Genomic DNA, 23,158 nt, shown 5'->3' on the forward strand with positions numbered 1-23,158 from the left:
TTAATAGATCAGTTTGGGGTCACCGTCGTTCATGTACAGCGTACGCGCAGCGATGTTGACGGCGTGATCACCAATCCGCTCCAGGTCGCGGATCGTGAGCAGCAATCTCGACACGTCGTCAAGCAGTAGCTCGATTTCCCAGCGATCAGATTCGCTGGCGATCAGTTCGCGAACAACGTTTTCGCTGGCATTCTGACACGACGCGTCGAGCTCGTCATCACGTGCAACGATCGCTTGACATGCCTCGGAATTGGCGTTGACGTACGCATCGACGGCCTTCTGGAGTTGACTATAGGCGGTCTCGCCGATCTTTCGGATCCGGACTTCGGAGACGGCGTCTGCGCTGCCGGCGAGAGCGTATCGAGCGAGGTTCGTCGCAAGGTCGCCGATCCGTTCCAGATCGGTAAGGATCTTGAACGACGCAGCGACGAAACGAAGGTCTGAGGCGACGGGTTGCTGGAGTGCGAACAGGTCGATACAGTCGGCTTCAAGGCCGAGGTATTGCTGGTTGATGCGTTCGTCGTCTTCGATCACCTCACGAGCCAGTCTGTGGTCGTCGCTTTCAAACGCATCGAGCGCCCGCGAGAGCTGACCCAGCACGCTTTTCGCCATCGATTCGATGTTGGCCCGCAGCTCGTCCAGCGACTCGCGATAATCCTCGCGAGGCACAAGGATCACCCGAACTTGCCGCTGATGTAGTCCTCGACGCGCTGGCTTTCGGGGTTCTCGAAGATCTTCTCGGTGTCGTCGTACTCGACGAGTTCGCCGCCGGTGAGGAAGACGGCGGTCTGGTCGGAGACGCGAGCGGCCTGTTGCATGCTGTGGGTGACGACGACGACCGTGTAGTCCTGTGCGAGGTCTTTGATGAGGTCTTCGATTTTCGAGGTGGCGATCGGGTCAAGTGCCGAGGCGGGCTCGTCCATGAGGATGACCTCCGGATCGACGGCCAGACACCGGGCGATACAGAGGCGTTGTTGTTGACCCCCGGACAGTCCAAGTGCGTTGTCGTCTAACCGGTCGTTCACTTCCTCCCACAGTGCAGCCCGTTCAAGCGACTGTTCAACGAGCGTCTCCTCGCGCTGTGGTTCTGCGCGGCCGGTCAATCGGGCGAGCAGCCCAGTCTCGATATCGCCATGCTTTCGCGGTCCGTAGGAGACGTTCTCGCGGATCGACTTGGGAAAGGGGTTGGGGCTCTGAAACACCATTCCGACCCGCTTGCGCAACTCGACCAGATCGACGCCATCCTGATAGATATCCTCACCGTCGAGCTCTACCGCCCCGTCGACGCTGGCGGCGCGGATGCGGTCGTTCATCCGGTTGAGACATCGGAGAAAGGTCGATTTGCCGCATCCAGACGGACCGATGAGCGCCGTCACGCTCTGTTCGGGAATGTCCATCGAGACGCCCTTCAGCGCGTGGTCGTCTCCGTAGTGAACGTCGATGTCTCGGACGGCGAGTTTCGTCTCGCCGCCTGCTTCGTAGCTCGTCCACACGGGGCGCGTCTCCTCGGCGGTCTCGCCGGCGGTCGTGGAGACTTGCTGGCCGTCGGTGCGGTTCGTCGAGGTCTCTGCGGTGTCTGTCTGACTCATTGGTGAAGTTTCTGTCTGAAGTAGTAACGCGTCGCGATACCGATCGCGTAGAAGACCAGCACGACGAGCAGCAGCGTCAGCGCCAGTCCCCACGCGTACTCCTGTGGGTTCTGAATGTTCCCGCTCAGGCCGGCGGTGATGAGCGCGTACAACTGGTACGGTAGTGCACTCGTCGCCTCCAACAACGCGGGGTTGCTAACGAACGGTGGCGACGCGCTCAGCTGGAAGCCGCCTAACACGTCGGGAGCAGCCGATCTCGCCGGGAGGACGCCGCCGCCCATCGTCAACAGGATGGGGGCGGTCTCGCCGGCGATACGCCCGACGCCGAGGATGACGCCGGTAGTGACGCCCGGGATCGCCGCGGGGAGGACGACGCTGCGGATCGTCTGCCACTTGGAGACGCCGAGTGCCGCGCTGGCGTCACGGTATTCGTCGGGGACCGCGAGTATCGCCTCCCGGCTCGTGATCAACACCAGCGGCAGCAGCATAAACCCGAGCGTGAACATCCCGGCTATCAGCGATTTCTGATTGCCGAAGCGCGGGATCAGGAAGGCGGCACCGAACAGACCGAACACGATGCTCGGCGTGCTCCAGAGCCCGTTGGTCGCCACCTCGACGGCCCCCGTGAACCGTCCCTGTTCGGCGTATTCGCTGAGGAACACGGCTGCGCCAACGCCGGTCGGCACGGCAAAGAGGACGGCACCGATGACTAGCCAGACTGTTCCTACCAGAGCGGGGAACACGCCCGGAATGTCTGCTAACAGTCCAGCACCGTTGGTCAGGAACGGCCAGCTGACGAGTCCAGCTCCGCCGACACCGAACCCGTTGAACAGACCGGTGAGTCCGTTCACCGTGACGAAGGCGACGAGCCCGACGAGCACGGTCAGTATCGAGCAGACGACGAGATAGATGAGCACGTACGCACCGACGTTACGCCCGCGAGCACCGAACCCGCCATATGCTTTTGCCGCGCTCCAGCCGGTTACCAGCGAGGCGAACAACACGACCACAGGAACGACGGTGTCGCCGAACAGCGTCGCGTTGTACCCGGCGAGCGCACGCTCCCATCCGGGGCCGACGACGCCGGTAACGAGGAACAGCCCGCAGAGACCCGCGACGGCCCCCCCAGGCACAGTCGCTCCGATGTCTTCGCGGGAGAGCGCGGTCGTTGCGAACGCGATTCCGCCGAGGACCGTCCCGACTCCGAGCCGGCCGCCGGTCCCGAGCCCAACTGCTCCGGACACGGTCGCGCCCACGGCGAACCAGATCCCCGTGAACGCGGCCGCGGCGACGATCCCCGCGCTGGGCTGGGGTGCCGCGTCAACGTACCCGAACCGTGAGGCGACCCCGAAGCCAACGACTGCCGCTCCGAGCGCGAGTAGCACCGCACCAAACACCACCGACAATGCGAAGCCGGCAACGGGGTCGTCGATCGCGATAACGCCCAGCAGTGCCGCCAAACCGACCGCAAACGCGACTCCGGAGAGTCCGACCGCAGTGCCAGCGACGGCCTCGTACACTGTGCGGTCGTCTCGGACGAGCGCGGTCTGCGTGGCGCGACTCATTCGACACCCCCGAGACGGCGACGCATCCGCGCCTCGATGTACTGTGAGCCGATGCTCAGACACAACACGGTCACGAACAGGACGACGCCGGCGGCGAACAGCGCGCTCTCGTGAACGCCGTTCGCGCTGCCGTAGCCGCGTGCGATGAGCGAGGTGAGCGTCTCGTAGCCGTAAAAGACGTTCACGAGCGGCTCGCTGATCCGTGGGATCCCGGCCAGCATCACCGTCGCCGCCATCGTCTCACCGATGGCCCGCCCGACACCGAGCAGGACGGCCGCCGAGACGCCCGAGAACGCCGCGGGAAGCGTGATCGAGGTCATCGACTGCCAGTCGGTCGCTCCGAGCGCGAGCGACCCGTTTTTCATCACGTCCGGGACGCTCGTTAGCGCGTCTTCGGCCACCGAAACCACGGTCGGCAACGCCATCAGCCCGACGACCATCCCCACGAACAGGTACGTTGAGCCGCCGTTGAGGGCAAACGCCCCGCTCGCCCACGGGTTGATGACGGTGAATCCGATGAACCCGTAGACGATCGAGGGGATTCCCGCCAGTATCTCGATGCCTGGCTTGACGAGTTCACGGACCTGAGGGGGTGCGATCTCAGCGATGAACAACGCCGCAGCGACGCCGAGCGGGGCGGCCACGAGCGTCGCGATGGCGGTTACCATCACCGTTCCGTGGATCATCGGAAGCAGCGAGTAGCGGACGGGCTCCGAGACGGCGTCCCAGCGAGCCTGTGTGAACATCCCGAGTCCCGGAACGGAGACGCCGAACACGCTCGCCGCCTCGTACTGAAACGCCGGGATCGATTCGGCGAAAATGAACACGACGATGAGCCCGAGTGTGACGAGCGTCACCGTCGTCATCGCGAAGGTGACCGCCCGGGCGACGAGCGCCTGATGGCGCGCCCAGCCGTAGCCGGTGACGATCAGGAACGCTCCGAGCGGGACGGCCGTCCACGGCGACGCCAGCAGGAACCCGACGAAGGAGGCCAGTAGCGACCCCATCGACGCGAGGACCACTACCAGCGCCTCCGGGTCGGTATCGTCGACGAACTCCCGCGTTCTGGTCAGCCGTCGCTCGATGCTCGCGCGCCAATCGTTTTTGCGGGTGGTGAGTGACATATAATGGGGACGGGCCGCGAAGCGAGCGTCCGCGCGACCGCGGACTTACACCTGATCGGGGAGCTTCTCGCGTTCGGCCTCGATGTCGGACGTCGGCAGCGTGATGTAGTTAACGTCCTCGACGAACACCTGCTGGCCGAAGTCGGTCAGGAACATGTTGAGGAACGCGGCCTCGCGCATGTCCGTTCCCTCGGGCGTCTCCTCGTTGATCCGGGTGTACATGTGCAGGTCCCGGTTCAGCGGGTACTCCGAATCGAAGATGGTGTTCTCGGCGTCGGGGTCCGGGCGGAAGACGGTACCCTCGAAGTCGATCGCGATCGCTTGGATTCCCGACCCGGAGAACGCCAGCGCCATGTATCCGATGGCGTTGTCGTTGTCTTGGAGGACCTGCTGGACCTGCTGGTTCTGCCCGAAGCGCGTGTCGACGTCCATCGGTGCGTCGGCGTCACCGAGCATGTTCAGCCGGAACGACGTGTCTGTCCCTGACCCCTCGGCACGGCCGACTACGTAGATTTCCTGATCGGGGCCGCCGACCTCGCTCCAGTTGGTGATCTCACCTTGGTAGATACCGCGGATCTGCTCGCCGGTGAGCTGTTCGACCCCAGCATCGTAGATCGCCTGACTGACGAAGACCGGCTGGCCGTCGCGTCCGACGACGTGGTCGACGTAGTTCTCGTCGCGCTCTTCCTCGCTGATGTCGAGCTCCGCCGTGATCGGTCCAGAGGAGTTCCCGATGTCGACGAGCCCGTCTCGAACCGCCTCGCAGCCGGTCCCCGAGTGGCTCAGCGCGACGCGGGTGGCGAACGGCGGATTCGAACGCTCTCCGGTCGGCTCGAAGCCGTACAAGCTGCCGAAGTAGTCGGCGATGTTCTGGTCGGTCTCGATCTGATCCCAACCGGGGACCGACGTCTCGTCATTGGATCCCCAGTACTCGCCGTCGCTCGCCGGCGAGTTCGAGTTCCAGTAGGAACTCCCCTTGTTCGAGATGGGATACACCGTCGACGACCCCTCAGCCGTCACCGTCGTCGGACCCGACGATCCGGAGTCTATCGTGTTGCTGCTGTCCTCATTCCCGCTCCCGCCGTCGCCACCATCACCGCCGTCGCCGCCACCGCCGCTGTTGTCGCTGGTTCCGCTACACCCGGCGAGGCCGGCTGCCCCGACCGCGGCCGACGTGAGAAGATATTTTCGGCGTGATACCGCGTCCGCCTGACGCCCCGAATCACGTGACATCAGGTGAATACAAGTGAGAATCTATTAAACACGTTTATAATAGGTTATTATACGGATACCACCTAGTGTCGTGCTGCCACTATCGAGCAATATCAGTTGCTACCGATATTGACTATTATATAGTCTAGATGATTTTTTGATGAATTAGACTGCTTTGTTGACATTCTCCCCGCGCTGAATTGCGAGGGTTTCTTCCTGCACTTCCGTAATCGCGCGATAGCGCTCGATGATTGGTTAGAACGGTTCAGCTGAGCGGGTCGAGCGTCCGACAACGTAAGTCGTGCGCCTCGACGAGGTCGGTTCCGACCTCGTCCTTGGCAGTGAAATAGAGGATCTGCCACCCGTCATCGGCAAGCTCGCGAAGCACGTCGAAGCCCTCTCGAAGCCGCGTGCGGTCCGCTGGGAGGAAGGCGTCGTCCAGAAGGAAGAATCCCGGCTCGGAGCTCAGTAACTGCTCCGCGAGCCCGACGCGAGCCGAGAAATACAACTGTTCGGTCGTCCCGTGGCTCAGCTGTTGAGGTGTGAGAACCTCCTGTCCGTCCCTGTGAACCTGCAGGGCCCTCCCGTCGGCGTCGTACGTAACGCCCGTGTATCGGTCGTCTGTGATCGTCCGAAACGCGGCTGCGGCGCGACTCTCAGCGCCGAAGAGATCCGAGATCTTCTGTTCTTCTTCCGACTGAATGCCGTCGAAGATGTCGAGCGCCTCCCGTGCGATATCGGCGTCGCGTTCGATCCGCGCTATCAACAGATCCAACTCGTGAACGACATCTCTGAGTCCGTCCATAGAGCGCGCCGGGAGCGACACGGACTCACCGAGGAAGGGCTTGGCTGAGAGGTCCTGTATCCGGTCGTCAAGCCCGCGAAGTCGCCGCTCGTGTGTCTCGAGCTGTCCGGTCAGGGTATCGCGGCGTTGCGTTAACCGCTCCCGCTGCTCGCGCAGGGTCGCGAGCCGATCCGGGTCGTACTCAGCCGCATCTCCATGTTCATCGACATCCGCGACCAATGCGTCGAGTTCCGAGGCCCAGTACCGGATCTTCACCTCCGGATCTGGTTCCGTCGTGGGCGGGGTGCCAAGGGCGTCTGTGAGGCTCTGAGCCGCTTGGTTACGCTTCCCTTCGAGCGTCTCCTGCGTGTTCACTCGCTTCCGGTATCCCTCGATATCGGCCGCGCCCACCCGTTGGAGCAACTCCCGTTTCCGCTCTCGGTTCGAACGCCGATCTTCCCGCTCCGTTTGGAGGTCGCCGTCGCGTTCGTCGACGAGTTGGTCCGTGACCTGGAGTTGTCGTTCGAGTTCGTCGCGACGGTCCCGCAAGCCGACCACCTCGTCTCGAAACGCTCCGATCGCCGGGGCAATTTCCTCGATGCCGGCCGCGTCGAGTCCCGCATCCTGCGCCCGTTGGAGCACCCGCTCCTGCTCTCGCTCCGCGGCAGTTACCGATCGATGCTGCAGGCCGTACCAGCCCGCGGCCGCGCCTCCGATCACCGCAAGGAGGACGCCCGCGATCGCGCTCCCGACGATCGCTGCGACCCCGCCCATCCCGAGCCCAACGAGTGCGGTGCGCTTCGCGAAGCGCATCCCGCGGGACGACCCGACCGCCTCACCGTGGGCCTCCCTAAACGACGCAAGCGCTCGCTCGACCTCGTCGACATCGGCTGCGCGCGTCTCAAGCGGTGTCAGTTCGGCTTCGACGGATTCCTTCTCGGTCTTGAGCTGTGTCCGCTCCTCGCGTAGCGAGGCGCGCTTGCTCTCGAGGTCGGCGATCTCGTCGTCGGCTGCAGCGATGGCGCGGTCGAGATGCTCCAACTCGTCGAGCGTCGATCTGGACACCTCGTCGTCGAGCGGTTCGGTCGCCTCCCTGTACGTGGTCAGCCGTTCCGTGAGTGTCGCGTGGGTGTCCCACGTTTCGGCGGCTTCCTGTAGTGCGAGTTCGTCCTCGCACCGCCGGAGCTCGGTCGTGACGGCGACGGCTTCTCGCTCGACCGACGCGATGTCATTCGCTTCGGCGTCGGTGATGTACGTCCGGATGTCGCCAGCGAGGTCGACCGCCTCGTCGCGGACCGCTGCAGCATTCCCCCTGCTGCGAGCCGACGACAGTCCCCGGCCGCCGACGCTGGTCAGTCGTCCGCGCTCAACGAGACGGGACTGGATCGCGTCGATCTCGTTCGTGTGAAGATCGCCGATCTGCTGGGTGACGGAATCGTAGAACTCGTGTTCGTCGCGGAGCTGCAGGTCGCTATCCCGGATGACGAAGACGTTCCGGAGGTGTCGTGGCGAGAGGTCGATCAGATCGCTGAGTACCGATCCGTCGCCGAGCTTCCGTTCGGTGCCGGCGGTTTCGACGACAATGTGGCCGCTAGGGGATTCGTCGACCCGGGAGACGTGCGGGATCGCGGTCTCGATGTCCGGTTCGAGCAATTTGAGCACGGCTTCCAACAACAGCGTCTTCCCGGACTCGTTCGGACCGTAGAAGACCTCGAAGTTGCTCTCGCACTCGTGAGCGAAGCGGGGAAGCGGCCCGTAACGGTCGATCTGGATATCGGTCAGCTTCATGTGAGTTCCCCTTCCGCGGCCAGATCGGCGAAGACAGCGAGCGTTTCTTCCCAGACGTCGTCTCGGAAGCGCTCCTCATCGTAGTCGTCTCGCTCCTCGACGGCGGTGAGCCGTTCACGTTCCTCGAGACGCCGTTGAAACGTCTCGAACAGGGGGTGTGAGAGGATATGGTCGACCGTCCGGGTGCCGTTCTCGACGGGGACGTCGCCGCTCGCGTCGGCAAGGGCCTCACCGAACGTCGTTTCGTCCATCTCCGTGAATCCGTCGACGCTGATCTCGGGGGCGACCTGCCGGTTCTCCCACGTGGCCACCCGCGACCGGATTTCGTCGAGGACGCGCTCCTCCTTTCCGGGCGTGACCCGGAGATCGAGCGCGTCGTAGTGGAACGATTCGAGGGTCTGCAGTTGGACGTCCTGAGCGGTGTCGGTATCGATGAGAGCGCTCGTCCGTCGGCCGGTCTCTTTCCGCGTTACTGACGCCGGTGTACCGGAATAGACGAACGTCCCTCCGTTCGAGAGCTCGGTGCGGTGCTGTGAGTGGTAGTGGCCGGCGAGATAATAGTCGAAATCCAACTCGGCGAGCTCCTCTTTGGTGATCGGGAAATACCGTTGTTCGCCCTCTTCACCGACGCCCCCCCGAATCGGTGCTTCGAGACTGCAGTGTAGCAGGAGGAATTCGGTACCGTCGAACGGTTCCCGGTCGCGTAATGCAACGAGTAGGTCGTCAGTTGCCTGCGGCGTGTACGGGAGAGCGGTGACCCGAGCGTCGCTGATAACGAACTGGCCGAAGGGCGTCTCGGTCGCGGGCGTGAACGACTCGCCGAAAAAGAGGTTGCTGCGGAACGCATCGGCGTCGTGATTCCCCGGAATCGTCAGGATGGGATACGAACGGTCGGAGAACAGTTCCCGGAGTGAGTCGCGTCGCCGCTCCGCTGCGACGTCACTGTCGAAGAGATCGCCGCCGATCGTAACGAGGTCGACGTCGCTGGTATCCGCTCGGGAAAGGACCGTTTCTAACGCCGCTTCGCGTTCAGCGGCGTCAGCTGTGAGATGAATGTCCGCAGTGTGGAGAATTCGTACCATCGGCTTGTCTTTGTCCCGTCTCGTTCAACCGAACGACTGGGTGAAAGGCGTTCGGGTCACGATCATCTCCACGGCGTCCCGGCGAAATCGCCGCCGTCTCGGATCGTACTGGAGACGACGCCGCCGACAGTGGACGATACAGAGCGTTCCGCCGTACCGGTCCCGTGAATCGCCTTGCACAGCAGTAGACACAGTCGCTCTCCGAGCACCGTGTCGGGAGGTGTCATCTTCGATGACCGCCGACGTGGCTCCCGGCGGGGAGTTCACAGTTCGCCGGTGTCCGAGCTCCGCGGCGAGGTGAATTCACGCCAGTGATTGATCGCCCAATACCCGAAGCCGGTTCCGACGAGTCCAGCGGCGAGGAAATAGAGGACGAGCCGACTGACGAATACCTCCTCCGGGTTGCGAACGGTGTAAATCACGCCTTCGGTAGTCAGCATGCTGAGCGCGAACGAGACGACGGCGAGAGCAAATGCCGTTCCGATGATGACGCGGCCGATCACGTCGTTACGTTCGAGAAAGACGACGGTGACGGTAAACACGAGAGCGGCAAAGACCAGATACCAGGGCGCGCGAGAGGCAATGCCGGAAATCTGATTTTCCATCACGGCGAGAATCCCGATGAAGCTCGCCGTCATGATGAGTGTCGAGACGCCAGCGAGAACGCCAGTCCGAACGAAGTACCGCTCCTTCAACTCCTCGATCATACCGGTTGTCAGCACTCACGGGGAGTATAAATAATGAGGCTGTGCAGGACTCGATGCTCAATCCGGACGGCCGCGTTGCCGCTGTTTCGCACGGTCTTGCTCGCTGTCCTCCCACAGCCACACCCGTACTTTGTACAACGAGTACAGGACGTAGTAGATCAGGACCTGCCAGAGGTACATCATGAGATCGCCAAATTCGAAGAGAATTCTCGCCGCGGGGTTGTCCACATCCTGACGAACCGGGGGTTCGGGGCGAGTCGGCGGGGTGATCGACGTCGCGTCGGAAGCCGCGTCCTGACTCGGTCCGTACGGCCGCGGTCGCGACCGTGATGCTGCCCCACTGAAGGGAGGGGAGTCGGTGAAGGGGCTCGAATCGGCCGCCGGATCGGTGTCGGAGATGTCCCTGAGTTCCTCGATTTCGTCTTTCAGGATCAGATTCTCCTGTTTCACGCGGTTCACCTTCTCGACGATCTCCCCCTCATCGAGCTCATCGAGGTCGGCCTCGCTCAGCGACTCCACGCCGGTCGAATGGGCGAGATCAGCGGAGCCCGCGTTTCCAGCTGGCGCGTCGGATCGTCCCTCGGTGTCGGCGGCAGGCGCGGCCGCTCCCGAGATGGCGTCCGATCTCGTTGATCCGGCTTCGATATTCTCGAACGGGTCGGGATCACCAGACGTGGACGTCGAGCCGTCGGTTGCAACCGGGTCGGGCGCGCTCGACTCCATCGACGTGGCCTCGCCCTGAATTTCGGAGATCAACTGCTCTCCGACTTGCTTCAAGTTCGGACGCTCGAAGGATTCGAGCCCGGGTGTCGCGCCAGCGTCGAACGTGCTCTTACGCCGGAATTTCACGCGCTCGATGGTGTCGTCCCAGTCCGTCATCATGTACGCCTCGCCCGGGTCGAAGTTCTCACACTCGTCGGCGCGGTCCTTCCCGATGACGTTGGACACCACCTTCAGGTCGCTCTCCCACGTGAACTTATGCCAGACCATCCAGTCGCACTGCGTGATGTAGTCCTTATCGACGCTCGACGGGCGTTGGGAAACGCCACACATCCCGAGTCCACGCTTCCGACCACGCTTCGCCACGCGTTCGAGTAGCTCGCCGAGCTCCCCGGAACCGCCCTGTTGGGGGAGGTACTCCTGCATCTCCTCCACAACGAGGAGGAACGGCTTGCGGACGCGTTTCTCGCGGGTGTACAACTCGTCGACGACGCGCGTAATGAGCTCCTCGGACGTTTCGGTGTCGTCGTACCCGGAGACGTCAAGGATGACCGGGACGTTTTTCTCCAGCGCGATCTCCGCGATCTTGTCCGCGTGCTCGGGGCCGACTTGCACTTCGGCAAAGTCATCTCCGCCGACGTGGAGCAGCTCGTACTCCTCTTTTAACCCGAAGTACTCGCCCTCCGTGTCGATGATGAGGAGCGTGAAGTTCGCTTCGAGGAGTTCCTCGCAGATCACGCTCACGGTGTTACTCTTCCCGCTGCCGCTCTTCCCGGAGACGAACCCGCGGCCGGTGAGTAGCTCCTGCACCGGGAGGGTTTTCGCGTCCTCCGTGGTGACGATCCACTCCTCGGGGCCATTGTCTGGCATTCGCTTGTCGACCTCTCGCGACGAAGCGGTATAGGCTTGGTGTCATCTGTCAAACGACAGAGATAGCCTTCCCCCGACCGACATCACCCCGGCGGGGGGTCGAAGGCATCCACGGATTCGAGGTGGGGCCGAAGGGATTGATAGTAAGAGGTGGCGCTCTCCCCGTTCCGCGGTGAGTCGGCCGTCAGCGTGTCCCAGTTTCCGACGAGGACGAGTCGCTTCTGGGCGCGCGTCAGCGCGACATTGAGGCGGCGCGGCCCTTCGACGGGGAAGTCGAGGAAGCCGATTGCGCCGTCCGCGTTACTCCGCACGAAGGACACGATGACGGCCTCCCGCTCGCTACCCTGGAAGGAGTCGATCGTGTTCACCTTCACGTCGGCCGCTTGCGCCGCGCTCAGCGCCGTGTTGAGTTCGGAACGAATAATCCCGATCTGACCGTCGTACGGCGTGATCACACCAATTTCGCTGGGTAGTAGACCGACCTCGAACAATCGTTCGACTTCGCGGGCGACGACGGCGGCCTCCGCGCGGTTGTAGGAGGAATTACTCGGCGTTTGGCCCTCCTCGCCGTCGACGTCGTACGCGACGAGCGGGTCGAGCGACCCGATCGTCCAACGGCGATTTCGCTGGCCGTGTGTCAGGACGCCGTCGTAGAACGCTGCGTTCGGAAAGGCCGCGATGTCCTCGTGCATCCGATACTGGGTCGTGAGCGTCGTGCTCACCGAGTCCGGGTCGTACACCGCGAGGAGGTGTTCGAACAGGGAGAACTCGGGTTGCTCGACGGTGTGTCGTTCGTCGGAGTGATACGGCGGAAGCTGCTTGTGGTCGCCCGCGAGGATCGCGGTCTCCGCTTTCGCGAAGGGGATGAACGTCGACGGAATGGTGGCCTGGGTCGCCTCGTCGATCACCGCGATATCGAACATGTCGTCGGCGAGATCGCTCGCCGCGCTCATCGTCGCGCCGACGACATCGGCCTGCCACGCGTCGCCGTCTTCGTAGCAGTTCTGGACGACGGTGTTCGTGGAGTTCGGCCCGACACGCGTGATCTCCAGATCGCCGTCCACGGCGTCCGCGTGAACCGACCGCGGGTCCGGAGTGTCCGGTGAGCTCGATCCGACGAGGAGGTTGTCGACGGCCTGATTCGAGTGGGCGCACGCGAGCACGCGCAGGTTCTCGTCCGTGGCCGCGCGGATGACTTCCGTGAGCGTCCGCGTCTTGCCCGTCCCGGGCGGGCCGTGGATACAGTAGACGTCCTCCGCGCGGAGGGCGTTTCGCGCCGCGGTCTGCTGTGCCCGGTTCAGGTCGCCCCCCACGTGCGCGTAACTCGATTTTCCCACTGCAAGCGATTTCTCGCCCGTCACGATGTCGTGCTTCCGGTCGTCCGATTCGATGGTCGAGATGGCGGCGAGCTGCCGATCGAACGGGACGGGGTTCACGAGTTCGCCAACGACGAACTCCGCGCCGCTGTCCGCGCTGAACGCTTCCTCGGCGACCGCCTTGTCGGTGGAGGAGTCCCAATACACGCCGACGTTGAGCGTGCGACCGTCCACGGAGAACAGCTCCGCCTCCACCGGGAACCCCGCGTCGTCGCCGAGTCTGTCGATAAATATCTCTGACCCGGGGTACAACGAGTACTCTCTCGGGACATCTATCACGTCCGCGTTGGGGGCGGCTGCGACGTGGAGCGTGACGATTTGTTCCCCGTACTCACCGACTTCGCGACCGAGCGGTTCGACGTCTCGCACGCCGTTGCGGTCCTCGAAGAACGCCCGCCGATTCATCGATCGGTACACGTTCCGAGTCGATTCCCGCTCGGCCTCTCGCTCTCGCTCGACGAACGAGCGGAGGTTCTCGAATAACTCGTCCCCCGCGGTCGCCACCCCGGTGTCCCTCTCGACTGACGGCGTTGGAGCCTGTCCGATCTGCGTAGTTGCCTGCGACCCGGCGTCGTCGCCGGCCTGTCTGAGGTACGACGGGACGGCGTCCGGGTTCGTGCGCGGCGACCAGAACCGTATCCGCCACGCTGGATACGAGTACCGAAACTCCTCGAAACTAAGGTCGACGAGGTCGCGCTGGGCGAACTCGTAGAATGAGACCGTCGCGGCTCCGTCACGCGCGTCGTAGAGAAGGAACTCACCGGTGAGCTCCGCGGAATCGGGCTCGTGAATCGGAATACAGAGACGCCCCTCGTCGGTCTGGAAGCCGTCTATCTCGCGAAAGGCGTCCAGGATGGCGTCGACGTCAACCGGGGAGCCTAACCACCATTGCCGGGCCTGCTGCCGAACTCGTCGATCGAAGACTGCGGGGCGCTGGGGGAGTCGCGAGAACGCCCGCGCCATCGCGGTGAGCGACTCAGTCATTGCAACTCACCGCCGAGCGGGACGCGCAGCCGTCCCCGGGCCGCGCTCCCTCGTCACCCCGGTATCCACACCCCCGCCAATAGGAACAAGAGCACCGATGCGCATGTGACACGATGTACCAGCCGATGCCTTAAACTATGCTACTTCGACGATCGGCGCTCCACCGGCGTTCGCGCAGTATTTCGGACTTGGGAGCGCCAGAAGCGCGCGGCTTTCGCCGCGAATGTTTTTCGTGATCCCCGCTAATCGCTTACGAGAAGTGCGGTTGGAGGTGATTTCGAACGAATCGCAAGAACGCTTTCGTGTCAAGATCCCGCGGTTCGTAGATCTCGAAGTACCCCGATTCCGTGATGTTCAGGTTGTGCTCCTCACCGTCAACCGTGACGCGCATCCCGAGCTGATTAAAGGACCCATCCGCCAGATACTCCGAAAATGCGGGGTCGTCCTGGAGGTTTTCGCCGTGTAGCACGCCGTTTTCTACCCCGCTGTCACGACCGTAGAACCCGACTTTCCAGAGTGACGCATCCGGGAACTCCGACAACACGCTCTCTAGCGACACGGTGACCCGATCCGGCGAGGTGCCGATCGCTCGGTCGAGGATGTCGTAGAAAAACAGGCCGTTCGAGTTCTCGACGACGACGAGGTCCCCGGGAATTGTGGCGAAGTGCGTGTGTCGAGTCACCACGTCGGACTCGCTTTCCACCGAGATCGCGTCGAACTCGATGGCAGCGGCTTCCCTCGTCGCTAACTCCTCGCGAGCCGCAACGCCCTCATTGATATCGATTCCGTCGGCCGTGCGAGCGACGCTCGTGACGTCGATCTGGTCGGTGAGATCGTGGCCGTCCACGTTCCGACCGCCGCGGTACGGTTCGAGTCGCGAGAGATCACCGTCGACTACGCCGAGCACACCGGCTTTCATATATCGCTTCCATTTCAAGACGCGTTTAAAAATCATCCGAGTTTTCCCCAGTGGAAGATGGGATCCGGAACGTGTACTATTGTTTGATAATATCTGAATGCGTATGGTACTGTGATTGAGCGGGAATTCCAGCTATGACCACTTTGACCCGGGTGACCATGCGAATGAAATCAGCTCCTTGACTATTCCGTATTCTTATGCTACTGGGTGCAGAATCATCAGTTCCCGATTGAGATGTGGCTGAGGGTCATCATGGAGTGTACAAAATGTGAAGATCTCGGGCCCCACCGAGTGATAATCGGTGTTCAGTACGGGGATACGCTTGGAGGTCTTTGTGAAAGCGGCGTTTTCAGTGAACAGCACAGTTATCCGGGAAATGAGGATTCGGAGGAGAGCCGCGACCGTGTTCACTGCCCTCGACCAGCTCATATCGAATTTCTGTCAGTAACGTGTGAGATCGAACACGAGGACGAATCGCTTCTCGGAGTCGACCTGGCGGGGTGGCCCCCACACCGCTTTACTGATCGCGCGCCGATCTCGCTCATCGATCCGGGGCTGGTCTCGAATCCGCTCGGTGACAGGGCCACCTGACGATGAATTCCCGCATCGACTACGAGCGCCTCATCATGACGGGCGTGCTGATTGTGGCGCTCATCCTCTGGGGTGGGATCATCGCGGAATCGGTCGGTCTCTACCCGAACGGTACCACCGTAGCTGCATCCGTCCTCGGAGCGTTCATCGTCGTCTTCTCCGCAGCGGTCATCGCGCTCAGTTACCTTACGGGGCGGACCGGGGAAGAGCCGAACGGCTAGGCGACGGCGTCCGAGGTACAGAGTCGTCAGCAAAATCCGAACACTGAGTGCCAACTGGACCCGTCAACAGCCTTCCCGGGACGTGGCACAGGTCACCCGAGCCGACCATGGTACACGTCAAGTATATGCGTGAGTGGTGTTCTCATCGAAAACACCATAATGAACAAAGCCGATCACGTTATCAACGCCGTCATCCTCAGCATCGGCGTTGGCGTCCTCCTCGCCCCCGGAATGAACCAATCTCCGTACAGCGCAATTATTCTCGTCGGGGTTCCCATCGTCATCGGCGCACTCTTCCCCGACATCGACACCGAGTTCGGAACCCACCGCGAAACCTTCCACAATATCGTGACGCTTGCCGTCTTCATCGCGTTTCCGATCTACTTCGAGAATCTCTTTTTCGTCTGGATCGGTATTCTCACCCACTACGTGCTCGATCTCCTCGGGACGAAGGGCGGGCTCGCACTGTTTTACCCGGTGACGAAGCATGTGAGCGTCCCGGTCGGAGTGAACGTCGATAGCTCACTGGCTCGCCTCGTCACGCTCGCCGTGACGGCGTTCGAACTCGGTGTCGTTTGGCTCCTCGTCGAATACGGGTACGGCTCCCTCCTCCGCGCCCCCGGCGTCTGGAATCTCTTCACGTCCACCTTTTAAGTATCGGGTGGCCCCGTTGAGATCCGCAGCAGGCGAGATGGTTTGACCTGGTTGCGGTCAGTACAGAAATCGTTGACGCAAAAACGCGGCGTCCATGTCGGTGGCCAAACCCTTCTGACAAAGATTTAACCGGCAGCGCTGAACGTCTCTGCACGTGTCGTTTCCCCGTGCCAAATCGCCACGCCAACTCTACGACGAAGTCAGATCGTACGATCGGGTGATCACTCCTGACGGGCCGCTCGCGAGTGCCCTGAACCGCCACCTCGATCGCACGCACCTCGGTCCGTTCGCGATTCCGCCACGCCGCCTCGCAGCCGGTCGTCGACAGGAGTCGGAAGACCGCCTCGCGTTCCTCGGAATGATCGACCACGAGGACGTGTCGTGGAAGCGCTGCGCGTACGCGGTCGGGAACATCCTCCAGTGTTGGGAACATCAAGGGTCTCACGACGCCATCTTCGAGTACGACGCCTACGTCGACGACGCCACCGAGCGCGCCGTCGAGCGAATCGCGGACCTCGAGACGGCCTCGATGAAGCTCGCGACCGAGACGATCGATCCGGATCTCGACGTGGTCGTCGTCGAACCCGACATGCTCACACGGCTCGAACGAGCGTATCTGCCCGCCGAGTACGACGCGGTCGACCTCTTCACCGACGCGCGGTTCGAACTGCCCCCGTTCCGGATTCACGATTCACCGGCGGCGATCGTCGAGACAGTCATCGGTGCCGTCTCCGACGCGAACGCCGACAACGTCGGGATCGTCCTCGACCGGGAAAGCGAGTACTCGCCCCTCATCGAATCCGCGCTCGAAGCGGCCGAGATCCCGTTTTTCGGCGGACCGGGATTCACCGACCGCAGCGAGCACCGACTGTTCGTTCACCTGCTTCGGACCGCCCACCGCGGGACCGACACCCGATTGAGCGAAATCCGATCGCTGCTGACGGCGTTCGGTGTCGACGTCGACGTCGCCGACGAAGACAAGCGACTGCACGAGCTCGACGACGCGGAACTCGCGTGGCTGAACGACTTCTGCCGCGACATCCGAGAGTACACGTTCTCGGACGCGCTCTCGGCGTTTGAACGTCGCGTCGACGGCGCGCTCGACTCCTTCCGCGCCGAACTGGAGAAGCTCGGCATCGTCGACGAACGCGTCACCGAGGCCCGAGTCGACGACCTATCGTTCTACCTCCAGACCTACGACGTTCCGGTCGAGCGGGAGAACGAAGGCGTACTGCTCGCCGACGCGAAGTCGGCGTCGTACGTGGGGCGCGAGGTCGTCTTCTACCTCGGACTCGACGATCGGTGGACGCACTCGGCACCGCGGCGTCCGTGGGTCGATCGGGACGCTCAGTTCACGCGGAATTTCGAGAGTTTCCAGCTGCTGTTACAGAGTGGCGGTCAGCAACACTACCTCGTCCAAGACTCGACCGGCGGATCGCCCGTCACACCGTGTCTGTACTTCGAAGAGCTGCTGGACACCGAGTACGACCGCTTCTCCGATCTGCCCGCAACGAGCCATCAGATCGGATCCACCCAGCGACCCGATGACGGCTTCGAAAAGTCATCGATCGACGCGCCGGTCGAGACGGTCGAGACGATCAGCAAGTCGAGTCTCAACACCTACGTGAACTCGCCGCGCGACTACTACTTCAGCCGGATCGTCGACGGCCCGGAAAAGGCGTACCTCACCGAGGGCGACTTGCTCCACGACTTCGCGGAGTTCTACGCGAACCACCCGAAGGCCGTCGACGAGACGGTGCTCGCGGAAGTCGTCGACCTCATGCTCGATGACGTCCGCCCCTTGATCCGCTCCGTCGACGAACGCACCCGTCGCACCGAATACCGTGCGAGCCTGGAAACGATCGTCTCGTATCTCGACGCCAACCCGCCGACCGACGGGGCGTTTCTCACGCCATCCAGCGGCGGTGACAACGCCGTCGCCGCCCACTTCGACCGGGACGTCGATTCCCCCGTGACCGAACGCCGATTCACCGACGAGGAGCTGGGGATCAACGGGATGATCGACCTCGTGCAGTCGACGTCGGCGCTCCTCGATTACAAGAGCGGCAGCGAGCACAGCGCCAAATCGATCGTCAAACACGCCGCGCTCTCAGAGCCGACCGACGAGCCTGACTTCCAAGCGTTGCTCTATCTCACCTACTGGCGGTCACAAACGCCGGACGAACGACTGTCGTTCACCTTCTTCTACGTGACCGAACTCGTCGATGAGGTGATCGCCGGCAGCGATTCCGGCGACAGCGACTCCGACGACAGCGACTCCGCCGGCAGCGACTCAAACGACAGTGGCTCCGCCGACACCGCCAGTGACGTCGCTGTCGGCGACGACGGCGACTCCGTCAGCGATGTCGACCTCGATGACGCGCTGACGACGGTGACCTACTACCCGGAATCTCCCACGGAGCACGTTCGTCGGGAGGAGTTCTTCGAGTACCTCCGCGAGGAGGGGGCACAAAAATGTCGGAAGGTCCTCTCGAAGATCGACTATCAGACGTACGCCGCCCTCTTCGATGCCGCGCCACTCGTCGAGACGACGGACAGCGACGAACTCATCGAGTCGGCGTTCGGGGAGACGATGATCGACCGGTTCAAGGCGGAGATCGGCGAGTACAAGTACGTGACGACGGGGAGCGAGCAGGTCATGCGGAAGATCACCGAGCGACAGCAGGCGGCGTTTTTCAAAAGCGATCTCGACGCGTTCGAGTCGTTCGTCGACGAGCGACTGACGGAACTCAACCGACGCCGCGCCGGCGACGAACCGTTCCCCGTCGAGGGGCTCGCGGGCGAGCCGAACTACCGGCGGGTGGACAACCGGGACCTGCTCCTGGAGGGCGAGCGATGAGCGGCGTCGAGCCGAACCCGGAGCAACGCGAACTCATCGAGGCCACCGACGGACTGTTCCTCGTCGACGCGGGTGCCGGAACCGGGAAGACGTTCACCGTCACCCGGCGGTACGCGAACATCGTCGCACAGGACGGGATCGATCCCTCAGACGTGCTGTTGGTCACGTTCACCAACAACGCGGCCGAGGAGATGCGGGACCGGATCGTGCGCCACAGCGAGTACGGGATGCGCGAACTCGCGGACGCGCCGATCCAGACGTTCCACTCGCTGTCACACGATATCCTCGACGAGCACGGCCACGACGCCCCGAAATATCTCGGGCTCGATGAGACGATCACCGGATCGACGCGGATCGTCGAGGACGACATCATCGAACGGGCGCTGTTTCGCGAGTTCGTCGGCCAGTTCATCGACGACCACCCGGAATACGACGGGTTCTTCACGGCGATCTCGGAGACGGGGGAGCTGCTCGATCTCATCAAGGAACTGTCCGCGAAGGGCGCGTTCCCCGACGCCGAGGGCTGGTACCGCGACGGCGAATCACACCTCGACGGCGACTTCGAGGCGTTCGAGACGCTGTTTTCCGAACGGAACGAGCCCCGTAATGGCGGGAGCAAACAGTCGGCGCTCCGGTCGAAACTCTACGTGTACGGCGAAAACAAGACGTACCTCCCGGAAGCCCCTGAAAAGTGGGAGATTCGCGGTAACGGCAAGCAGGTCCCGACGGACGTCGCCGAACGCGTCTTCGAGGACGACCGAGCGGCCCTCAAGCGGTTCGTCCACGACGTCTACCATGCGTACCTCGAGTTCGCGCTGCGGCGGAACTACCTGAACTTCGGGTTCCTCCAGCTGTTCGCGTTCGTCCTCCTGTGTGAGGACCACGACCTTCGGGAGGGCCTCGCGTACGAGTACGTGATGGTCGACGAGTTCCAGGACTCCAGCGAGATCCAGTTCAAGCTCACCCTCCTTCTGGCCGGCACGAACAACGTCTGCGTCGTCGGGGATTGGAAACAGAGCATCTACGGCTTTCAGTACGCCGACGTCGACAACATCCGCGAGTTCGACGATCGACTCCGACGGTTCGCCGAGGAGTTGAACCGGGACGCCGACCGAGTCACGTTCCCGACGACGCCCGTCGACGACAAGCGACTGACGCGAAACTACCGGTCGACGCAGTCCCTCCTGGACTTCTCTGAGCACGCGCTGACGACGCCCGCAACGAAGAGCGAGTCGCTCGACGTGGACGCAATTTCCGAGACGATCACGCCACTAAACGCGGACACGAACCGAGACGACAGCCGCATCGAGGCGCTCGCGAGCGAGGACGAACACGAGGCGATCCTCGCGAAGATCGACGCGATCGTCGGCAACGACGCCTACGCCGTCGGCGACGACGGCGACAGCGGCGAGTACCGCGCGCCGGAGTACGGTGACATCGCCGTCTTGACGCGCACCCGCGATTTCGGCCGGGATCTGCTCGATGCGGCGAGCACGTACGATCTGCCGGTGGCGTACGAGGGCGGGATCGAGGTCTTCCGGACCGACGCCGCGAAGTTGCTGTTGGCGTGGCTGCGCATCCTCGAACGCAACGCCGACCGAGGGTGGGCACTCGTTCTGGAGGAGGCCGGCTACGCGATCGACGAGGCGAAGGCGATCATCGACCGCGAGGCGTACCCCGAGTCGATGGGTTCCTTCCGAGAGGAACTCCGAGATCTGGAGACGGTCGGCGGCGTCGCCCGACGCGTGTTCGACCGGTACGGCCGGAGCGATCCGGCCGCCGACGTCGTCCTCGACACCGTCCAGTCGGTCCACGGGACGACGACGTTCACTCGCGGGCAGCTGATCCGGTTCATCGAGGAGGCGATCGCGAGCGGGAGCACGCACGACGTCGACGCCGGGGGCGGGACGAACGCGGTGACCGTCCAGACGATCCACGCGACGAAGGGGCTCGAATACCCGATCGTCATCCTCGCGAACATGAACGCCAACAAGTTCCCCTCCACCGGCGGGGGAGGGAGCGATATCGCGTACGCCGACCCGATCGGCCTCCGGCAGCGGACGGTGTACTCGGCTGACGCACACGGCGTTCCACACGTCTACGACGACTGGAAGACGGACGTTCTCAACCGGTGTCTCCCCCAGAACTACGACGAGGAACGTCGGCTCCTCTACGTGGCTATTACGCGCGCTGAGAGCCACCTCGTCTTGACCGGCGGCGCGAATCCGAATTCGTTTCTCGACGCGCTTCCCGTCGACGTTGAGGACGTCGATCCCGACTTGTCGGCATTCGATACGGCGGACGACGAGCACGCTCCGTTCACGGTCGACATTCCGGATCCCGACGGGCCGGCGAGCTACTCGCCGCACACGTTCATCGACGACGACGTTTTCGAGGGGAACACCGGCGGTCGGGGGATAGAGTACGGATCGGCGGTTCACGAGTTCGCGGAACGATACGTTCTCGATGGGGCGGCCGAAGCCGATAACGCTGATAAGAAGAACGTGAAGGCGTTGATCGACTCGCTCGACGGTGACACGGACGCGGAGATCGACGCCTTCCTCCCGCTTACGGTTGACGGCGAGCGGGTGACGATAGGGGGCGTGATCGACCTGCTCCACCGCACGCCGGAGCGCGTCGAGATCATCGATTACAAGACGGATCGCAGCCGGCACGCGGAGGAGGAATACGAGAAGCAGCTCAGTATGTATTACCACGTCGTTGCCGACCGATACCCGGATCGGTCGGTCACCGCATCGATTTTCTACACCGACGGTGGCAACCGCCGCAAGATTAATCCCCTCAGTAAGACGGAGATCCGAGAGCTAGTGCGAAGGTATCGCAGATAAGCTCGTTTGGTCGCTATCCAGAAGCGAGTGAGGGGAGTGTTAATGTCTCCCACGCCAAAAGAATAGCTATGACCTCGAAGACACAGACCGAGACGCTCTTGGTCCCCGTAGCGAATCCAGAGACCACCGCACGAGTACTCGACACGGCGATCGATATCGCACGTGGTCAGTCCACACGAATCGTCGTGCTACATGTTGTCGAGGTCCCGCCCCAGGTTCCCCTCTCCGCGGGTGACAGTCTCATCGAAGACGACGGTGAAGCGGTACGACTCCTCGATGAGGCGGTCGAACAAGCCGAAGATGCCGGCGTCGCAGTCGAATCACGGATGCGCTATGCGCGGGATATCGCCACGGGAATCGTGGGGGCCGTCGACGTACATAGCGCTGACGCCCTGCTCGTCGGATGGCGGGGACGACCTCGTCGGCGCGACATCATCCTCGGGAGTTTTCTCGACCGAATCCTCGGTGAAGCACCGTGTGACGTCTTCGTCAAACGCATCCGTACACCATCGCGAGACGTGGACTCGATCCTCGTTCCGGTCGCAGGTGGTCCGCACTGTGAGGTGGCCGTCGAACTCGCCGGGACGATCGCATCACAGCGCGACGCAGCCGTTCATCTGCTTCACGTTACGCATCCTGATGCAGATGACTCGACGCAGGAGGATACTTCATCCCTTCTCCGTGGCTACGATTCACTCCTCACCGACTTTGATATTAGCGTTGAGTCAACGACGATCCGGAGCGACCACGTTGCGGGCGCGATCACCGACGAGACGCCGAACCACGAGCTCACTATCCTCGGCGCGACGCGCGACCCGTTCCTCAAGCGAATGCTCGTCGGGTCGGTCGCCGAAGGCGTCGGGCGGGCGGCTGCCAGTTCCGTTATATTGACGCGCAACGCCCCGCAAGATAAAACCGATGAGTGATTTCGGATACCAGGTATCGCCCGCTAGTCCACCCGCCGTCCAGACAAGCGATTCGTCGGTACCGTAACTCGCTAGATCACTTGCGAGGACTGTCGCAGCAGCACCAACATCAGTCGTGCGTCGTAGGCGGCAACGGCGTTTTTGATTCGGTTGGCGAGGATCGCGTACTGGCCGGACCCCGTTCCCTTCTGAAGGGAATCAGTGACGCCAGCGGAGATTGCCTCACTTGCGACCCAACGGGAGTAGGTATTGCAAACCACCGCCGGCGACGCAGTATTTAAAGGTAGAACTGAGGAGGCGACGGTTGCTTATAAATGATCGAGGCGGTTGGCGCGCC

General features: G+C 62.7%; 16 protein-coding genes. 5 read left to right on the top strand and 11 right to left on the bottom strand.

What is annotated here, in order from left to right; genetic code table 11:
• From phoU to ACFQEY_RS10110, 11 genes are all read right to left on the bottom strand, one after another.
• A complete protein-coding gene (gene phoU / locus ACFQEY_RS10060; protein ID WP_379768046.1) occupies positions 1 to 669 on the bottom strand; it encodes a phosphate signaling complex protein PhoU in 669 nt (222 codons plus the stop codon).
• Positions 670 to 674: 5 nt separating this feature from the next.
• Complete coding sequence (gene pstB, locus ACFQEY_RS10065) at positions 675 to 1,589, bottom strand: phosphate ABC transporter ATP-binding protein PstB (RefSeq protein ID WP_379768049.1); 915 nt, start codon at positions 1,587 to 1,589, stop codon at positions 675 to 677.
• Positions 1,586 to 3,154, bottom strand: a complete 1,569-nt coding sequence (pstA, locus tag ACFQEY_RS10070) for a phosphate ABC transporter permease PstA (protein ID WP_379768052.1) — start codon at positions 3,152 to 3,154, stop codon at positions 1,586 to 1,588. Before pstA ends, pstB begins: the two co-directional genes overlap by 4 nt.
• Entirely contained in the window at positions 3,151 to 4,278 is a 1,128-nt protein-coding gene (pstC, locus tag ACFQEY_RS10075; protein WP_379768055.1) for a phosphate ABC transporter permease subunit PstC, read from the bottom strand. The genes pstA and pstC overlap by 4 nt, the downstream gene beginning before the upstream one ends.
• Before the next feature lie 45 nt (positions 4,279 to 4,323).
• Entirely contained in the window at positions 4,324 to 5,511 is a 1,188-nt protein-coding gene (locus ACFQEY_RS10080; protein WP_379768058.1) for a substrate-binding domain-containing protein, read from the bottom strand.
• 244 nt (positions 5,512 to 5,755) lie between these two features.
• Positions 5,756 to 8,062, bottom strand: a complete 2,307-nt coding sequence (locus ACFQEY_RS10085) for an ATP-binding protein (protein ID WP_379768061.1) — start codon at positions 8,060 to 8,062, stop codon at positions 5,756 to 5,758.
• The gene (locus ACFQEY_RS10090) at positions 8,059 to 9,144 is read right to left on the bottom strand and encodes a metallophosphoesterase family protein (RefSeq protein WP_379768064.1); all 1,086 of its coding nucleotides are present in this window, start codon (positions 9,142 to 9,144) and stop codon (positions 8,059 to 8,061) included. Before ACFQEY_RS10090 ends, ACFQEY_RS10085 begins: the two co-directional genes overlap by 4 nt.
• Before the next feature lie 263 nt (positions 9,145 to 9,407).
• Positions 9,408 to 9,782, bottom strand: coding sequence for a hypothetical protein (locus ACFQEY_RS10095; RefSeq protein WP_379768067.1), 375 nt, complete (start codon positions 9,780 to 9,782; stop codon positions 9,408 to 9,410).
• A gap of 126 nt (positions 9,783 to 9,908) precedes the next feature.
• A complete protein-coding gene (locus ACFQEY_RS10100; protein WP_379768069.1) occupies positions 9,909 to 11,441 on the bottom strand; it encodes an ATP-binding protein in 1,533 nt (510 codons plus the stop codon).
• Between the two features lie 83 nt (positions 11,442 to 11,524).
• Positions 11,525 to 13,801: an AAA domain-containing protein gene (locus ACFQEY_RS10105; RefSeq protein ID WP_379768072.1), complete on the bottom strand. Its 2,277-nt coding sequence runs from the start codon at positions 13,799 to 13,801 to the stop codon at positions 11,525 to 11,527.
• Between the two features lie 250 nt (positions 13,802 to 14,051).
• The gene (locus ACFQEY_RS10110; RefSeq protein WP_379768075.1) at positions 14,052 to 14,720 is read right to left on the bottom strand and encodes a hypothetical protein; all 669 of its coding nucleotides are present in this window, start codon (positions 14,718 to 14,720) and stop codon (positions 14,052 to 14,054) included.
• A 593-nt stretch (positions 14,721 to 15,313) separates the two neighbouring features.
• Between ACFQEY_RS10110 and ACFQEY_RS10115 the strand changes: the two genes are divergently transcribed.
• From ACFQEY_RS10115 to ACFQEY_RS10135, 5 genes are all read left to right on the top strand, one after another.
• Positions 15,314 to 15,532, top strand: coding sequence for a hypothetical protein (locus ACFQEY_RS10115; RefSeq protein WP_379768078.1), 219 nt, complete (start codon positions 15,314 to 15,316; stop codon positions 15,530 to 15,532).
• Positions 15,533 to 15,691: 159 nt separating this feature from the next.
• Positions 15,692 to 16,186, top strand: coding sequence for a metal-dependent hydrolase (locus tag ACFQEY_RS10120; RefSeq protein WP_379768080.1), 495 nt, complete (start codon positions 15,692 to 15,694; stop codon positions 16,184 to 16,186).
• Positions 16,187 to 16,340: 154 nt separating this feature from the next.
• Entirely contained in the window at positions 16,341 to 19,046 is a 2,706-nt protein-coding gene (locus tag ACFQEY_RS10125; protein WP_379768083.1) for a PD-(D/E)XK nuclease family protein, read from the top strand.
• On the top strand, positions 19,043 to 21,895 hold the full coding sequence (locus ACFQEY_RS10130; protein ID WP_379768086.1) for a UvrD-helicase domain-containing protein: 2,853 nt from the start codon (positions 19,043 to 19,045) through the stop codon (positions 21,893 to 21,895). Before ACFQEY_RS10125 ends, ACFQEY_RS10130 begins: the two co-directional genes overlap by 4 nt.
• A gap of 68 nt (positions 21,896 to 21,963) precedes the next feature.
• Positions 21,964 to 22,821, top strand: coding sequence for a universal stress protein (locus ACFQEY_RS10135; protein ID WP_379768089.1), 858 nt, complete (start codon positions 21,964 to 21,966; stop codon positions 22,819 to 22,821).
• The last annotated feature ends 337 nt before the right edge of the window (positions 22,822 to 23,158 follow it).

The sequence above is a fragment of the Halorubrum trueperi genome (assembly GCF_042662525.1).
Lineage (GTDB): Archaea > Halobacteriota > Halobacteria > Halobacteriales > Haloferacaceae > Halorubrum > Halorubrum trueperi.

Bases quoted from the DNA above. Each gene is read 5' to 3' on its own strand.
- pstA (WP_379768052.1), bottom strand. From the start codon at position 3,154: ATGAGTCGCGCCACGCAGACCGCGCTCGTCCGAGACGACCGCACAGTG.
- pstC (WP_379768055.1), bottom strand. From the start codon at position 4,278: ATGTCACTCACCACCCGCAAAAACGATTGGCGCGCGAGCATCGAGCGA.
- ACFQEY_RS10080 (WP_379768058.1), bottom strand. From the start codon at position 5,511: ATGTCACGTGATTCGGGGCGTCAGGCGGACGCGGTATCACGCCGAAAA.
- ACFQEY_RS10115 (WP_379768078.1), top strand. From the start codon at position 15,314: ATGAATTCCCGCATCGACTACGAGCGCCTCATCATGACGGGCGTGCTG.
- pstB (WP_379768049.1), bottom strand. From the start codon at position 1,589: ATGAGTCAGACAGACACCGCAGAGACCTCGACGAACCGCACCGACGGC.
- ACFQEY_RS10095 (WP_379768067.1), bottom strand. From the start codon at position 9,782: ATGACGGCGAGCTTCATCGGGATTCTCGCCGTGATGGAAAATCAGATT.
- ACFQEY_RS10085 (WP_379768061.1), bottom strand. From the start codon at position 8,062: ATGAAGCTGACCGATATCCAGATCGACCGTTACGGGCCGCTTCCCCGC.
- ACFQEY_RS10110 (WP_379768075.1), bottom strand. From the start codon at position 14,720: ATGAAAGCCGGTGTGCTCGGCGTAGTCGACGGTGATCTCTCGCGACTC.
- ACFQEY_RS10105 (WP_379768072.1), bottom strand. From the start codon at position 13,801: ATGACTGAGTCGCTCACCGCGATGGCGCGGGCGTTCTCGCGACTCCCC.
- ACFQEY_RS10120 (WP_379768080.1), top strand. From the start codon at position 15,692: ATGAACAAAGCCGATCACGTTATCAACGCCGTCATCCTCAGCATCGGC.
- ACFQEY_RS10100 (WP_379768069.1), bottom strand. From the start codon at position 11,441: ATGCCAGACAATGGCCCCGAGGAGTGGATCGTCACCACGGAGGACGCG.
- ACFQEY_RS10135 (WP_379768089.1), top strand. From the start codon at position 21,964: ATGACCTCGAAGACACAGACCGAGACGCTCTTGGTCCCCGTAGCGAAT.
- ACFQEY_RS10090 (WP_379768064.1), bottom strand. From the start codon at position 9,144: ATGGTACGAATTCTCCACACTGCGGACATTCATCTCACAGCTGACGCC.
- ACFQEY_RS10130 (WP_379768086.1), top strand. From the start codon at position 19,043: ATGAGCGGCGTCGAGCCGAACCCGGAGCAACGCGAACTCATCGAGGCC.